Here is a 14,884-nt window from a genome sequence, read left to right on the forward strand (position 1 = left end):
AGGGGTGTAAAATGGAGAAATCAGTAGAAATATTGTTTACTAGAGAGATTCTAAACACTTTTTTGGATTGCTTTTGTTTACAGCCAGAAGTAAAGTTACTGGGGGATTTTGAGAATTATGTGTTTGAGGCCTATCAAAAAGACAAGCCTGTAATCTTAAGGATTACCCATAGTTCACATCGGCGTGATGGTGAGATTCTAGCTGAACTTGATTGGATCAATTATTTACATGAGCATGGTGTTGGCTGCCCTTTAGCTTTTACCTCTTCTAATAATCAATTTATTGAAACCCTGCCTGCTGGTGACGGTTCATTTTTTTATGCCTGTCTCTTTTCAAAAGTACCTGGGGATCCTGTTAGAATTAAGTCAGCAGATTTCAATGAACAATTATTTACAGCTTGGGGAAGCGCCATAGGTCAAATGCATGCTCTCACAAAGGAATATCAGCCTGGGAATGTTTTTAATCTCCGGCCATCTTGGGAGGAGGAGGAATTACTTGACATCGAAACCTATGTTCCTGATGAAAAAGAGATCATCAAAAATACAAAAGGGTTAATAAAAGAGTTAGAATTCCTTACAAAAAGCAAAGATAATTTTGGACTCATTCACAGTGATATCCATTCAGGTAACTTTTTTTATGATGGAAAGTCTATTCATGTATTTGACTTCGATGATAGCAGCTATCATTGGTTTGCTTCAGATATTGCAATTCCACTTTATTATTCAATTTTGTATGGATTTCAGGATAAAGCCAAATGGGAGAGGGAACAGTTTGCCGGGAATTTTCTCACTCACTTTATGAAAGGGTATGGAGAGCACAATTTTTTGCCAAACGGCTGGAAGGAGCAGCTCCCGCTGTTTTTCATGCTGCGGGATATTACCCTTTATTCTGTTTTACATAAGAAAATTCCTAAAGAAGATAGAGATGAATCGCTTAACCAAATGCTAAATGGTTTGCACGAGAGAATACTAAATAAAGAGCCAATTGTACAACTAGGTTAAAATGGAATAGACTTTTGGAGGTAAATTGACAGTCCATAAAAAGTTTTTTATAATAATCTTGAAGTCGAGATAAAAATAGAAAAGCGAAAGCCTTATAACGCTGACCTATTATAAAAAGGATGAGGTTAAATGGAGAATGATACAGTATCTCAATCGTTGAAGTTATTTATTGTTCTTTCAAGGGCATATAAAGCGATTAATGAGCACGTTAATAAAGTGATACAAGCAAGCGGCTTGAATCCGACTGAATTTGCCGTATTAGAGCTTTTATATCATAAAGGTGATCAGCCGATGCAGCAAATTGGCGGGAAAATATTGCTTGCAAGCGGCAGTATTACCTATGTTGTTGATAAGCTGGAGCAAAAGGGACTTTTGGTTAGAATAGCTTGTCCGAATGACCGGCGTGTTACCTATGCACAAATTACAGATAAAGGAAAAGAATTTATTCAGGAAATATTCCCGGAACATGCACAGCAGATTCATCAGTTAATGTCTAGTCTAACGGATTCTGAAAAACAAGAAGCCATCGATTTATTAAAAAAACTAGGATTGCCTGCTGGTAAATTTTAATACGGCTCATGAGCCGTATTTTTTTCTTTTTAAAGGAATATTAATGGATTATGTTGAATTGTTAATAGTTCCAAATTTTTTTATCAAAGGGGATGTTCCAATGAGATTTGAAGAGTATACATATAACCGTCCGAATCTAGAAATTATTACAGAAAGATTTGAGGATGCAATAGAGAAGTTTAATCATGCAAATTCAACAGAAGAGCAAAGCATGGCCATGCAGGAAGTAAATGTAATTAGAAATGATATTGGCACGATGTTTAACCTTTGTTATATTCGCCATTCCGTTGACACCAACGATGAATTTTATAAGGCAGAGCAAGATTATATGGACGAAATACAGCCAGAAATTGAAGGCTTGGTTACCAAATATTATCAGGCACTTGTTCAGTCCAAGTTTCGTGCTGAATTAGAAGCTAAATTTGGCAAACAATTATTTGCCTTAGCTGAAGGACAATTAAAGACCTTTAAACCAGAAATAGTTCCTTTATTACAAAAGGAGAATCGTCTTTCTACACAATATACAAAATTAATTGCTTCAGCAAAAATTATCTTTGAAGGTGAAGAACGGACCCTTGCGCAATTAGAACCTTTTACTGAATCAACAGATAGAGAAATGAGAAAGCGCGCAAATGAAGCGAAGTTTGGATTTCTGGCTGAGCATGAGGAAGAACTCGATCGTATTTATGATGACCTTGTTAAAGTGAGGACTGAGATTGCCCGCGAGTTGGGGTATAAAAACTTTGTTGAACTTGGTTACTACCGAATGATGAGAACTGACTACAATGCTGAGATGGTGGCAAATTTCCGTCAGCAGGTAAAGGATTTTATTGTACCAATCGCAACCTCTTTAAAAGCCCGGCAACAAGAACGTATTGGTGTGGATAAGTTAAATTATTATGATGAAGGTTTCAAATATCAAACTGGCAATGCTGTACCTAAGGGCAGTCCAGAATGGATTATTGAGAACGGACAGAAAATGTATGAAGAGCTTTCAAAGGAAACTGGAGAATTCTTTCAATTTATGCAGGATAACAATTTAATGGACCTTGTGGCAAAGAAGGGTAAAGCAAGCGGAGGTTATTGTACCTTCATTGAAAATTACAAAGCTCCGTTTATTTTCTCAAATTTTAATGGGACCTCTGGGGATATTGATGTGCTTACACATGAAGCAGGGCATGCATTCCAGGTTTATTCGAGCAGGGATTTTGAAATCCCAGAATATTATTGGCCAACCTACGAAGCATGTGAAATTCACTCAATGAGTATGGAATTTTTCACTTGGCCATGGATGAACTTATTCTTTCAGGAAGATACAGATAAATATAAATTTTCACATTTAAGTGATGGGTTGTTATTCCTGCCATATGGTGTTTCAGTTGATGAATTCCAACACTGGGTATATGAAAATTGGGAAGCTTCGCCTGAGGAACGAAAGCAGCAATGGCGCGAAATTGAAAAGAAATATTTACCACATAGAGATTATGACGGGAATTCTTATTTAGAGAATGGTGGTTTTTGGCAGCGGCAAGGTCATATTTTCAACTCTCCTTTCTATTATATTGATTATACTTTGGCTCAAATCTGTGCTTTCCAATTTTGGAAACGTTCAAGGGAAAATCAAAAAGAGGCTTGGATTGATTATGTGAACCTTTGTAAACTCGGCGGAAGTATGTCTTTTACAAGGCTTGTGAAAGAAGCTAACCTAATTTCACCTTTTGAGGATGGCTGTGTCCAATCTGTTGTTGGCGAAATTGAGGCTTGGTTAAATTCTGTTGATGATCACAAGTTATAATAATAAGGAAAAGCGAAGCCATTAGGCTTCGCTTTTTCTATTAATAAACTTTACTTTTTAGCTGCAGTTACCTTTAGATGACCATCTTCAATGATGGCAGATAAAGCATCTGCCTCAGGCTGGTCAAGTATAAAGTCAGCGATCTTGTCCTCAATCTGCTCTTGAATCACTCTGCGGAGCGGACGTGCACCAAATGCTGGATGATAGCCTAATTCTGCTAATGTTTCTTTTGCTTCTAGAGTTATAGTAAATTCAATATTTTGTTCTTTAAGAGTTTCTTTTAAATCATTGATCATTAAGTCAACAATCTGCATGATATGTTCTTTTTCAAGTGAGTTAAATTCAATAATACTATCAAATCGATTTAAAAATTCTGGCTTGAAGAAGCTGCCAAGTGAATCTAAAATAGATGCTTCCTCTATGGCATTATTTGTACCGAAACCAACGTGAATCGTTTTGTGTCCCACTCCAGCATTACTTGTCATGATAATGACTGAATCCTTGAAGCTAACCGTCCTGCCTTGACTGTCTGTTAGGCGCCCGTCCTCAAGAATCTGTAAAAACATATGCTGCACATCTGGATGAGCTTTTTCAATTTCATCTAGCAAAATAATGCTGTATGGATTCCTGCGTACTTTCTCGGTTAACTGTCCGGCTTCATCATGACCTACATAACCCGGCGGCGAACCGATAAGTTTCGAAATACTGTGTTTTTCCATGTATTCGCTCATATCGAGTCGAATCATAGCCTCTGTTGATCCAAATAATTCTTCGGCGAGCGTTTTAGAGAGCTCGGTTTTACCGACACCCGTTGGGCCAACAAAGAGGAAAGACCCAATCGGACGAGTCTTTGATTTTAACCCGGCCCGGCTTCTTCTTATAGCTTTAGCTACCTTTTCAACAGCCTTTTTCTGACCGATGACTTTTGTGTTTAAGCTCATCTCCAGGTACTTCATCTTTTGCTGTTCATCTTCTTGTAATTTTCCGACAGGAATACCGGTCTTTTGTTCAATTAGTTCTTGAATATGTGATAACTCGATCACCGGTCTTCTGATTGCAGAATGTTCATTTAATAATTGTTCAAGCTTAGCTTCTTCGTCACGAAGTGTTGCTGCTAATTCATAGTTTTCATTTTTAAGGGCCGAATCTTTTTGTAGTGCTATTTCTTTTAATCTGACTTCAATTTGTTCCTTACTATTCCCTTCTGTTGTCAGGTTTAATTTAGAACCTGCTTCATCCAGTAAGTCAATAGCTTTATCCGGTAAGAACCGATCTTGGATATACCTGTGTGATAAGTGTACACACGCTGAGAGTGCAGCATCAGAATAGGTTACTTCATGAAAGTCCTCATACTTCTTCTTAATTCCTTTTAAGATTTCAATGGCTGCACTAGGGGAGGGTTCCGCAACCTGAACGGGCTGGAATCGGCGTTCTAAGGCAGCATCTTTTTCAATTTGACGGTATTCCTTCAAAGTAGTCGCACCGACTAGTTGAAGCTCACCTCGTGCTAGTGCTGGTTTTAAAATATTACCTGCGTCCATTGATCCTTCTGCTGAGCCAGCCCCAACGAGGAGATGAATCTCATCAATGAAAAGGATAATATTTTTTCGTTCTTGTAATTCTGCAATCAATTGCTTCATTCTTTCTTCAAACTGACCACGGATACCAGTATTTGCTACTAGAGATGCAACATCAAGTAAATATACATCTTTATTTTTTAACTTAGCTGGCACTTGTCCATCAACGATTTTCATTGCCAGACCTTCAGCAATAGCTGTTTTTCCGACACCTGGTTCCCCAATTAAAACGGGATTATTTTTATTACGACGATTCAATATTTCGATAACCCTTTTAACCTCTTCATCACGGCCAATTACAGGATCAATCAGACCAGCCTTGGCCATATGTGTTAAATTCCGTCCAAATTGATCTATAAAACCGCCGCCATTTCGCTCGGCAGTCTGCTTATGATTCATTTGGTTTATACTATTTTTCTTCATATTAAAAAACAAGTCTTCTAATGGAAATCCTGCAAATGATCCCATATTCGGAGCTAGACCAGTATTGATTTTACTTTTATTTGCTGTATAACATTCATGACATAGTTTCATTTCACTTTGAGATCCATTAATGTTTAGTTTAAGTTGAAGAGTGGCTTGGTTTTCTTTACACAATTGACAAAGCATAAAATAAAACCTCCTTAAAGATATAAAAAATAATTTTGACTTTGACTATATTTGACCTTATGCACATAGTATACTTTGACCTTTTTTGACTTTCAAGCACTATGCTTATGGTAAATTTTTGTAAGAGATAAATTGGACTCATTTTAAAAAAAGCTCGTCTTTGTTTGTCCCCTTGCTCATATATTGTATTTAAGGGGGAGATGAGGTGAAAAGAAATTGGTCAGCAGCATTCCAAATCGCCGCAGTTTACGTTGGTACAGTAGTCGGTGCAGGGTTTGCTACAGGAAGAGAAATTGTTGAGTTTTTCTCACGATTTGGCTTCATCGGTTTTCTAAGTATATTACTGAGCGGCTACCTCCTTATCGTATTAGGGTCAAAGTTGATGAGAATTGCTGCTCGGATACATGCAGTCTCGTATCAGGAATTTAATGTACACTTGTTTGGGAAATGGGCAGGCAGGGGTATTAATATAATCATGCTTTTTATGCTTCTAGGGGTAAGCGCGGTAATGCTCGCAGGCGCAGGAGCAGTTTTTGAGGAACAGCTGGGTCTTTCAAAGAATTTAGGAGTGTTTTTAACTATTTTTTTATCTTTTTTAGTAATGCTCGTTGGTACAAAGGGACTATTTGCAGTCAATTCATTTGTAGTTCCCATCATGATTTGCTTCAGTCTTATGTTAATGACACTTTCTATTAAACAGTCAAATTTTATAAATCACTTATTATTTATTCCTCATGCGGAAGATGGCTGGAAAAGTGTCTTGGCACCCTTTTCTTATACTGCCTTAAACCTGGCTCTAGCACAGGCTGTGCTCGTTCCGATTGCAAATGAAATTAAGGATGATTGGACCATAAAATGGGGAGGCATATTAGGAGGGACAGCGTTGACTGTCATTTTAATCTCAAGCCACTTTACCTTAATTATGCTTCCAAACTTAGAAATTTACGAGATACCGATGGCGATCATTATGAAGCAGACAGCACCTTTTTTTTATTGGATATTTGTCCTTGTTATATATGGTGAAATCTTCACTTCAGTCATAGGAAATGTTTATGGACTTGATCGTCAATTAAAGCAATTTGTTAATGTTCCTACTTTCGTTACCATATCATCTATTTTTATCGTTTCTTATATTATCAGCCTTATTGACTATAGTAAACTTTTGTCTAATCTTTACCCATTGTTTGGCTATATCAGCCTTATCTTTTTTATCCTTTTATGGATGAAGCCTCTTAACGATAAAGTCAATAAATCATAAAAATAGGAAAAGCATCGTCAAGTAAAAAGACAGATGCTTTTCCTATTTTAACGGTAAAATAATAAAAATCATAATATCAAAAACTATGTGGGAGACGATAACCAATGGCATACTTCTCTTCCATAAATAAAGTGCACCCCACATTAGCCCGGATAAGAATGCGGCTAGCATTAAGATCAGTGTGCCCGAATAAATATGTACAGATGCATAAAGCAGAGCACCAATAAAAATACTCGTTAATGGCCTAAAAAAATGAAGCAATCTTTTTTGAACAAATCCGCGCCAAAAGAGTTCCTCACCAGGAGCTGCCACTAGAATTAAAGCTAGGTATTGCCAAAATAATGAAGGAGCAAACCACCGATAAAGTTTATTGATACTTTTCTCAAAAGGCAGATTTAGAAGGTCAAAGGCTTGAACCCCTATCCAAAAGAATAAATAGAGGATTAACCCTGAAATAGTACCTAAAGAGAGATATTTAAAAAATGATACTTCATCATCCACGGCTTCTTGAAACATTGCATATGTAATCAAAATAAGGAGAGAGCCAGTAAATATGTACCAGAATATTGCCCGGTCATAAAAGGTAAAATACATCAGCGCATGGGAAATAATTATGCCGGCTGTCAGTCGAAGGTCCAATTGGTGTTTCTTCAAGGATCTCTTGCCTCCTTTCTTTCAATAGAATTTATTTTAACAAAAAAAAATTATGAAAGGAAATGTTTACATCATACTTTTGAACGTTTCCACTCATAAGAATGATGAAACCTGAAAAAAATAGTAAGGTGAATGGAAAGGAGGAAGGGAAGATGAGCAAATCTAAAAGCCAGCAAGAACGCGAATGGACTGTGCGAAAACAAGACCAAAATCCTCATGGAAAAGTAAAATCAAAAGACCAGCTATTAAAAGAAGCAGGACAAGATAAGTAAAAAAAGGCAGCCTCTAGGCTGCCTAATCTACAAAGCTATCAATTTAATAAGCGCTTTCTTTTACTATCTTATAATTTTTATGGTTTACAACTGTCCGCTGATCCAATTCGAGGTCACGGTAATTATCCATTAATGTTAGGTCGACTATGACAGAATTTTCATTTACCTTTTCTACAATCCCTTTTAATCCGCCACGGAATTCAATGACATTGCCTACTTCTGCTTTTTTCATAATCTCTCTCTCCTTTACTTGACAAAATGTATATACTCATTTACATAACAGTTTGCACTACTTTTATAGTTTCGTAAAGGGTTTTATTTGACAATTTCGTTAATTATTCATTAAAAATGCAATCGTTTTCATTTGTAACGTGATTTCTATTGAACTAAGGTGGAATTGTTGGCTATGATTACACATCCTGCTATAAAATAATATTTGAGGTGACGGATATGAACGAACAATATGTCAATGAAATCTTAGAAAAATTAAGATCAGGTGAACTTTCCGAATACTATGTTAAAAAGGAAGATTTTATGGAATTTAGGCAGTTCCTGGTTAAAAGGGAGGACTTTAAACATTTCCGCGGAATAGGTCAAAGAGGTGGAGATGTATTATATCAATATTTGGAAGAGCCCAGAAGTTAAAATAGATTAATGCATTAAGTATTATAAGAAATTTAAACCATATAGTGAATAGGGGGATTTCTTTGGAGACGTTTATTCTCTCTATAGACCAAGGTACAACAAGCTCGAGAGCGATTCTATTTAATAAACTGGGGGAAATTGTTTTTTCTGCACAAAAAGAATTCACGCAGCATTTTCCTAGACCAGGCTGGGTAGAGCATAATGCCAACGAAATTTGGGGCTCGGTACTTTCAGTTATTGCTGAAGTAATGTCTGAATCGGGAATACAACCAGAGCAAATTGAAGGTATAGGAATCACCAATCAACGTGAAACCACGGTAATTTGGGATAAAGAAACGGGGGAACCTATATATAATGCAATCGTTTGGCAATCAAGACAAACTAGTGATATTTGTGATGAATTAAAAACTAACGGATATAGCGATTTATTCCGCTCAAAAACGGGACTGCTCATTGATGCCTATTTCTCTGGTACAAAAGTTAAATGGATATTAGATCATGTGGAAGGAGCGCGTCGTAGAGCGGAGCAAGGTGAACTTTTATTTGGAACGATTGATACTTGGATTGTTTGGAAGCTTTCTGGAGGCAGGGCACATGTAACGGATTATTCGAATGCATCAAGGACATTGATGTTTAATATATATGACCTCAAGTGGGACGACGAATTATTGAAGATATTGGATGTTCCTAAATGTATGCTTCCAGAAGTGAAACCCTCCTCATTCGTTTATGCGAAAACGGTTGATTATCATTTTTTTGGCAGGGAAACACCTATCTCAGGGATAGCCGGTGATCAGCAGGCAGCGCTTTTCGGGCAGGCGTGTTTTGAGCCGGGTATGGCGAAAAATACGTACGGTACGGGTTGTTTCATGTTGATGAATACAGGAGAAAAAGCAGTTCGATCAGAGAATGGCTTGTTAACGACTATTGCCTGGGGACTGAATGGAAAGGTTGAGTATGGCCTTGAAGGAAGTATTTTCGTTGCGGGCTCTGCTATTCAATGGCTCCGAGATGGTCTTAGGATGTTTAAGGAAGCTAAGGATAGTGAGGCCTATGCGTGCAGAGTGGATTCCACAGATGGTGTTTATGTGGTTCCTGCGTTTGTTGGCTTGGGGACGCCTTACTGGGATAGTGATGTACGAGGTGCTGTTTTTGGTTTAACGAGAGGAACCTCGAAGGAACATTTTATCCGGGCTGTACTAGAGTCATTAGCCTATCAAACAAAGGATGTACTGGCAGCTATGGAGCTTGATTCATTAATAAGCTTGAAAACACTTCGAGTAGATGGAGGGGCCGTTAACAATAATTTTTTAATGGAATTCCAGAGTGATATCCTAAATGTACCGGTAGAAAGACCGGAAGTAAGTGAAACGACAGCACTTGGAGCTGCCTATTTAGCTGGTCTTGCTGTAGGTTTTTGGAAAAGTCAGGAAGATATTTCAAAACAATGGGCATCTGATCGAAGATTTGTCCCTAAAATGTCCGAGAAGCACCGCATCACACTTTATAATGGCTGGAAAAAAGCAGTGAATGCGGCAATGACTTTTAAATAATATTAGGGCGTCTATTTCTATTTAGGAGGAAAAGCGATGAAATTTTCTAACATAAATAGAAATGAAATAATTGATAGCTTGAAAAACAAGGAATTTGATTGTTTAGTAATTGGCGGGGGGATTACCGGCGCTGGGATTATCCTAGATGCTCAAACGAGGGGGATGAAAACTGCACTTGTGGATATGCAGGATTTTGCTGCTGGAACATCAAGCCGTTCCACAAAATTAATTCATGGCGGACTTCGTTATTTAAAACAATTTGAAGTGAAAATGGTTACGGAAGTGGGCAAAGAAAGAGCAATTGTCTATGAAAATGGCCCTCATGTAACAAAACCTGTATGGATGTTACTTCCGATTTATAGAGGAGGAACCTTTGGATGGTTGAGTACATCAATAGGGTTAAGAATTTATGATTTTCTTGCAGGAGTAAAAAGTATAGAGCGAAGAACCATGTTAACAAAAGAACAAACAATAGAAAAAGCACCACTGCTAAAGAAGGAAGGTTTAATAGGAAGCGGCTGCTATGTTGAATATCGTACAGATGATGCGCGTTTGACGATTGAAGTCATAAAAGAGGCATTTAGATTTGGTGCAGTTCCAATAAATTATACAAAGGCAGTAGATTTTGTATATAGAAAAGGAATGGTTTCCGGTGTCGTTGTTCGGGATCAGTTAACAGGCGAAAAATATCAAATTTTTGCTAAAAAGGTCATTAATGCAGCGGGTCCCTGGGTGGAGGATGTTCTTGAACTGGACCAGTCTAAAAATGGAAAATCTTTGCAATTGACCAAAGGGGTCCATCTAGTTATAGATCAGTGCCGTTTTCCCTTGAGGCAATCCATTTACTTTGATACGCCTGATGGCAGGATGGTATTTGCTATTCCTCGCGATGGAAAAACGTATGTAGGTACAACGGATACTTTTTTTAATCAAGATAAGCTCCATCCACTCATTACTAAAAACGATCGAGATTACTTACTTAAGGCAATTCATTACATGTTTCCTGAAGTAGATATTAACGAAAATGATATTGAGTCAAGCTGGGCAGGGTTACGGCCGCTAATTTATGAGGCAGGCAAGGACGCTTCAGAAATATCACGCAGGGATGAAATTTGGGAATCCAAAACTGGTTTGATTACCATAGCAGGTGGTAAATTAACTGGTTATCGAAAGATGGCTGAAGCTGTTGTTGACACCTTAGCAGGTTATTTGGAGAAGGAACAAGGAATTAGGTACCAAAACTGTATAACAAAGCAATTGCCTATATCTGGCGGTCATGTAGGAGGATCTCATAATTATGCCCGGTTTACCTGGCAAAAAATAGCGAAGGGTATCGAAAATGGTCTTACTTCATCAGAGTCAGAGCAGTTAGTTTATATGTATGGTTCCAATATTGACCTGGTATATGATTTACTCATGGAAAATAAAAGTGATGCCTTAAAATACGGGATTCCAGAAGAGTTGCTTGCAAAGCTAGTTTATTCTATACAGTGTGAAATGGTGGCAACACCAATAGATTTCTTTATAAGGAGAACTGGAGCTGTCTTATTTAACATACGTTCTGTCTATAGCTATAAAAAACCTGTGATTGAATATATGGCCGAGAAATTAAAATGGCATGACACAACCAAGAATTTATACACAGATGAATTAGAAAAAGCTCTGAAAATTGCATCTGGAACAGTGAATTGAACAAAGACGAAGCTGCCCAATTGGTCAGCTTTTTCTGTTGATAAATCAGAAAAATTTATGGCAAAATCGTGAACAATTTAAAAAAATTAAGATGTCGATTTTTTAATGCGCTTACATAAATGGTTTTATGTTGTCTGTAATGTTTGAAAGTGTTATCCTAGCAATTGTATGAATTTCAAAAAATAAATGAGGCTGTCTGGTTACATACTTCATATCCTTTTGGAGAAAAATATAGCAATTAGTTCAGTTAACTGATCTGACTATATGCTGTTAGATAGTAATAAGCCAGTGTCATTTTACATTAACGAGAAGGAGTTTGATTTAACATGGCAGAAAAACAATTTAAGGTAACAGCTGATACAGGGATCCACGCAAGACCTGCAACCCTGCTTGTACAAACTGCGAGCAAATTTGATTCAGAGATCAATTTAGAATATAAGGGTAAAAAAGTTAACCTAAAATCCATTATGGGTGTTATGTCTCTTGGAATTGGTCAAGGAGCAGATATCTCAATTAGTGCAGAGGGCAGTGACAGCGAAGAAGCTATTAGAAGCCTTGATGAATTATTGAAAAAAGAAGGACTGGCTGAGTAATGACATTTTTACAGGGAATTGCCGCTTCCAATGGTATTGCCATTGCAAAAGCGTATCGGTTAGTAGAACCAAATTTATCATTTGAGAAACAAACAATAGAAGACACTGAAACAGAGGTATCACGTTTTAGGAAAGCTATAGAGAAATCTAAAGCAGAACTTGAAGCGATTCGAGATCGTGCTCAGGTTGAACTTGGTGCAGATAAAGCAGCTATCTTTGAGGCGCATTTGCTTGTTCTTACGGATCCAGAGTTAAATGGACCAATCGAAGACAAGATTAAATCTGAAAAGGTAAATGCGGAAGCTGCATTAAAAGATACAGCAGATATGTTTGTGATGATGTTTGAACAAATGGACAATGAGTATATGAAGGAACGTGCAGCTGATATCCGTGATGTGACAAAGCGTGTTTTAGCACATTTGTTAGGCGTACAGCTAGTAAATCCAAGTATGATTGCAGAGGAAGTTATTATAGTTGCAGAGGATTTAACACCATCCGATACTGCGCAGCTAAATCGGCAATTTGTACTGGGATTTACAACTGATATAGGCGGACGTACTTCCCATTCTGCGATTATGGCTCGTTCTATGGAGATTCCAGCAGTTGTAGGTACCAAAACTGCTACTGAAGAAATCAACAACGGTGACTTAGTCATTGTCGATGGACTAAAAGGTGAAGTACATATAAACCCGACTCCAGAACTAGTGGAAGAATACCGTAACATTCATCAACAATATGAGGCACAGAAGACTGAATGGGCAAAGCTTGTCAATGAAAAAACGGTATCAGCCGATGGTCATCATGTTGAATTAGCAGCTAATATCGGTACTCCTAATGACCTAAAAGGAGTAGTTCAAAATGGTGGAGAAGGTGTAGGTCTCTATAGGACTGAATTTCTTTATATGGGAAGAGACCAGCTTCCGACTGAAGAAGAACAATTTGACGCTTATAAAGCAGTATTAGAAGGTATGAATGGGAAGCCTGTGGTAGTGCGGACTTTAGATATCGGCGGCGATAAAGAGCTTCCATACCTGCAATTACCAAAAGAGCTTAATCCATTTTTGGGATTCCGGGCAATTCGTTTGTGTCTAGAGGAGCAGGATATTTTCCGTACCCAGCTTCGTGCACTCCTGCGTGCAAGCATATATGGAAACCTAAAAGTAATGTTCCCGATGATTGCAACGTTAGATGAATTCCGTGAAGCAAAGGCAATCTTAGAGGATGAAAAGCAAAAGCTTATTTCAGCTGGACATGATGTTTCAGACAGTATCGAGCTGGGAATTATGGTTGAAATTCCTTCAACTGCAGTCCTAGCAGATCAATTCGCTAAAGAGGTTGACTTCTTTAGCATTGGAACGAATGATCTAATTCAATATACCATGGCGGCAGACCGGATGAATCAGCGTGTATCCTACCTGTATCAGCCATATAGCCCATCGATTTTACGATTGGTAAAAATGGTTATTGATGCTGCTCATGCTGAAGGTAAATGGGCTGGGATGTGTGGGGAAATGGCTGGAGACGAAACAGCGATCCCTCTTCTGCTTGGTCTTGGATTAGACGAGTTTTCTATGAGTGCAACATCAATTCTAAAAGCACGTTCACAAATTAAAAAATTAAGTAAGACCGAAATGGAGAAGCTTGCTGCACAAGTATTAAATATGCAAACAACAGCACAAGTGATTGAAGCGGTTAATGCTGCAACAACAAAATAATACTTAATTCCACAAGAGAGACAGAGTGATTCTGTCTCTTTTTGTCGTACATGTTTTAGGAATGGCTGGAGATTTTTAGTATAATAGATATAGACAAGTTAAAGGGGGAGCTAGAATGGAATTAAATCTAAAGGGGAAAACAGCGCTTGTTATTGCATCCAGCCAAGGGCTGGGTTTTGCTATCGCAAAAGCGTTAGTGAATGAAGGAACCAATGTTATGATCTCAGGCAGAGAAGAAGAAAAACTTAAAAGGAAGGCTGATGAATTAGCATCTATAGGACTGGGCAAGGTTAGTTATCAAAAAGCAGATATCACAAAAATAGAAGATATTAAATTACTTGTTTCAAAAACAATTGATACATTTGGTGAGTTACAGCTGCTTGTCAACAATGCAGGCGGTCCTCCGGCAGGGTCCTTTGAAGATATAACAGATGGCGAGTGGAAAAGTGCATTTGAGTTAAATTTATTATCCTATATACGTGTAATCCGCGAAGCTCTGCCCTATCTAAAAAAGGATGGAGGAAAAATTCTTAACATTGCTTCATCTTCAATTAAAGAACCAATACCTGGCTTAATTCTTTCTAATACATTTCGAACCGGTATCGTTGGACTCTCAAAGACCCTGGCATCTGAATTTGCACCTTATAATGTCCTAATCAATACCATTGCCCCAGGACGAATTGCTACAGACCGTGTTAAGCATTTAGATCAAATAAACGCAGACAAACAAGGTGTCGGCTTAGAAAGTGTTGAAAAAGCTATGAAAGAGACTATTCCGCTAAAGAGATATGGTACACCTGAGGAATTTGCTAATGTTGCAGCCTTTCTTCTTTCTGATGCCAATACTTATATGACAGGAAGTTCGTTCTTAGTTGATGGGGGCATGATTAAAGCAATTTAATTACTCTGTTATTATTCCAATAATCAACCTCATTTTACGTTTATTACCA

14 protein-coding genes are annotated in these 14,884 nt (G+C 37.8%); 11 read left to right on the forward strand and 3 right to left on the reverse strand.

The window, feature by feature from the left end; genetic code table 11:
- Window positions 1-11: 11 nt before the first annotated feature.
- From SFC47_RS01795 to SFC47_RS01805, 3 genes are all read left to right on the forward strand, one after another.
- Window positions 12-1,001 (forward strand): phosphotransferase enzyme family protein, encoded by a 990-nt coding sequence (locus tag SFC47_RS01795; RefSeq protein ID WP_411252559.1) that lies wholly within the window; start codon window positions 12-14, stop codon window positions 999-1,001.
- A gap of 129 nt (window positions 1,002-1,130) precedes the next feature.
- The gene (locus tag SFC47_RS01800) at window positions 1,131-1,571 is read left to right on the forward strand and encodes a MarR family winged helix-turn-helix transcriptional regulator (RefSeq protein ID WP_411252560.1); all 441 of its coding nucleotides are present in this window, start codon (window positions 1,131-1,133) and stop codon (window positions 1,569-1,571) included.
- A gap of 100 nt (window positions 1,572-1,671) precedes the next feature.
- Window positions 1,672-3,366 carry a M3 family oligoendopeptidase gene (locus SFC47_RS01805; protein WP_411252561.1) on the forward strand — a complete coding sequence of 565 codons (1,695 nt, stop codon included), beginning with the start codon at window positions 1,672-1,674 and terminating at the stop codon, window positions 3,364-3,366.
- A 50-nt stretch (window positions 3,367-3,416) separates the two neighbouring features.
- On the opposite strand, the gene SFC47_RS01810 is transcribed toward SFC47_RS01805, so the two are convergent.
- Window positions 3,417-5,552: an ATP-dependent Clp protease ATP-binding subunit gene (locus SFC47_RS01810; protein WP_411252562.1), complete on the reverse strand. Its 2,136-nt coding sequence runs from the start codon at window positions 5,550-5,552 to the stop codon at window positions 3,417-3,419.
- A 205-nt stretch (window positions 5,553-5,757) separates the two neighbouring features.
- Here SFC47_RS01810 and SFC47_RS01815 point away from each other — a divergent pair, with 205 nt between their 5' ends.
- A complete protein-coding gene (locus SFC47_RS01815) occupies window positions 5,758-6,810 on the forward strand; it encodes a YkvI family membrane protein (RefSeq protein ID WP_411252563.1) in 1,053 nt (350 codons plus the stop codon).
- Between the two features lie 42 nt (window positions 6,811-6,852).
- Here the strand turns inward: SFC47_RS01815 and SFC47_RS01820 are convergent, their stop codons facing one another.
- On the reverse strand, window positions 6,853-7,464 hold the full coding sequence (locus tag SFC47_RS01820) for a CPBP family intramembrane glutamic endopeptidase (RefSeq protein WP_411252564.1): 612 nt from the start codon (window positions 7,462-7,464) through the stop codon (window positions 6,853-6,855).
- Window positions 7,465-7,616: 152 nt separating this feature from the next.
- On the opposite strand from SFC47_RS01820, the gene SFC47_RS01825 reads away from it, so the two are divergent.
- Window positions 7,617-7,736 carry a DUF6254 family protein gene (locus SFC47_RS01825; protein ID WP_221820470.1) on the forward strand — a complete coding sequence of 40 codons (120 nt, stop codon included), beginning with the start codon at window positions 7,617-7,619 and terminating at the stop codon, window positions 7,734-7,736.
- Window positions 7,737-7,779: 43 nt separating this feature from the next.
- Here SFC47_RS01825 and SFC47_RS01830 read toward each other — a convergent pair whose 3' ends face one another.
- Window positions 7,780-7,968 (reverse strand): YkvS family protein, encoded by a 189-nt coding sequence (locus tag SFC47_RS01830; RefSeq protein WP_063251529.1) that lies wholly within the window; start codon window positions 7,966-7,968, stop codon window positions 7,780-7,782.
- A 218-nt stretch (window positions 7,969-8,186) separates the two neighbouring features.
- On the opposite strand from SFC47_RS01830, the gene SFC47_RS01835 reads away from it, so the two are divergent.
- The 6 genes from SFC47_RS01835 to SFC47_RS01860 all read left to right on the forward strand — a co-directional run bounded on the left by SFC47_RS01835 (window position 8,187) and on the right by SFC47_RS01860 (window position 14,835).
- Window positions 8,187-8,381: a hypothetical protein gene (locus SFC47_RS01835; RefSeq protein WP_411252565.1), complete on the forward strand. Its 195-nt coding sequence runs from the start codon at window positions 8,187-8,189 to the stop codon at window positions 8,379-8,381.
- Between the two features lie 62 nt (window positions 8,382-8,443).
- Window positions 8,444-9,934 (forward strand): glycerol kinase GlpK, encoded by a 1,491-nt coding sequence (gene glpK, locus SFC47_RS01840; protein WP_411252566.1) that lies wholly within the window; start codon window positions 8,444-8,446, stop codon window positions 9,932-9,934.
- 36 nt (window positions 9,935-9,970) lie between these two features.
- On the forward strand, window positions 9,971-11,626 hold the full coding sequence (locus tag SFC47_RS01845; RefSeq protein ID WP_411252567.1) for a glycerol-3-phosphate dehydrogenase/oxidase: 1,656 nt from the start codon (window positions 9,971-9,973) through the stop codon (window positions 11,624-11,626).
- Between the two features lie 326 nt (window positions 11,627-11,952).
- Window positions 11,953-12,219, forward strand: coding sequence for a phosphocarrier protein HPr (locus SFC47_RS01850; RefSeq protein WP_411252568.1), 267 nt, complete (start codon window positions 11,953-11,955; stop codon window positions 12,217-12,219).
- Window positions 12,219-13,934, forward strand: coding sequence for a phosphoenolpyruvate--protein phosphotransferase (gene ptsP, locus SFC47_RS01855; protein WP_411252569.1), 1,716 nt, complete (start codon window positions 12,219-12,221; stop codon window positions 13,932-13,934). The genes SFC47_RS01850 and ptsP overlap by 1 nt, the downstream gene beginning before the upstream one ends.
- 115 nt (window positions 13,935-14,049) lie before the next feature.
- Complete coding sequence (locus SFC47_RS01860) at window positions 14,050-14,835, forward strand: SDR family oxidoreductase (RefSeq protein WP_411252570.1); 786 nt, start codon at window positions 14,050-14,052, stop codon at window positions 14,833-14,835.
- The last annotated feature ends 49 nt before the right edge of the window (window positions 14,836-14,884 follow it).

The organism is Neobacillus niacini, assembly GCF_046591715.1.
GTDB classification, from domain to species: Bacteria; Bacillota; Bacilli; order Bacillales; family Cytobacillaceae; genus Neobacillus; species Neobacillus niacini_L.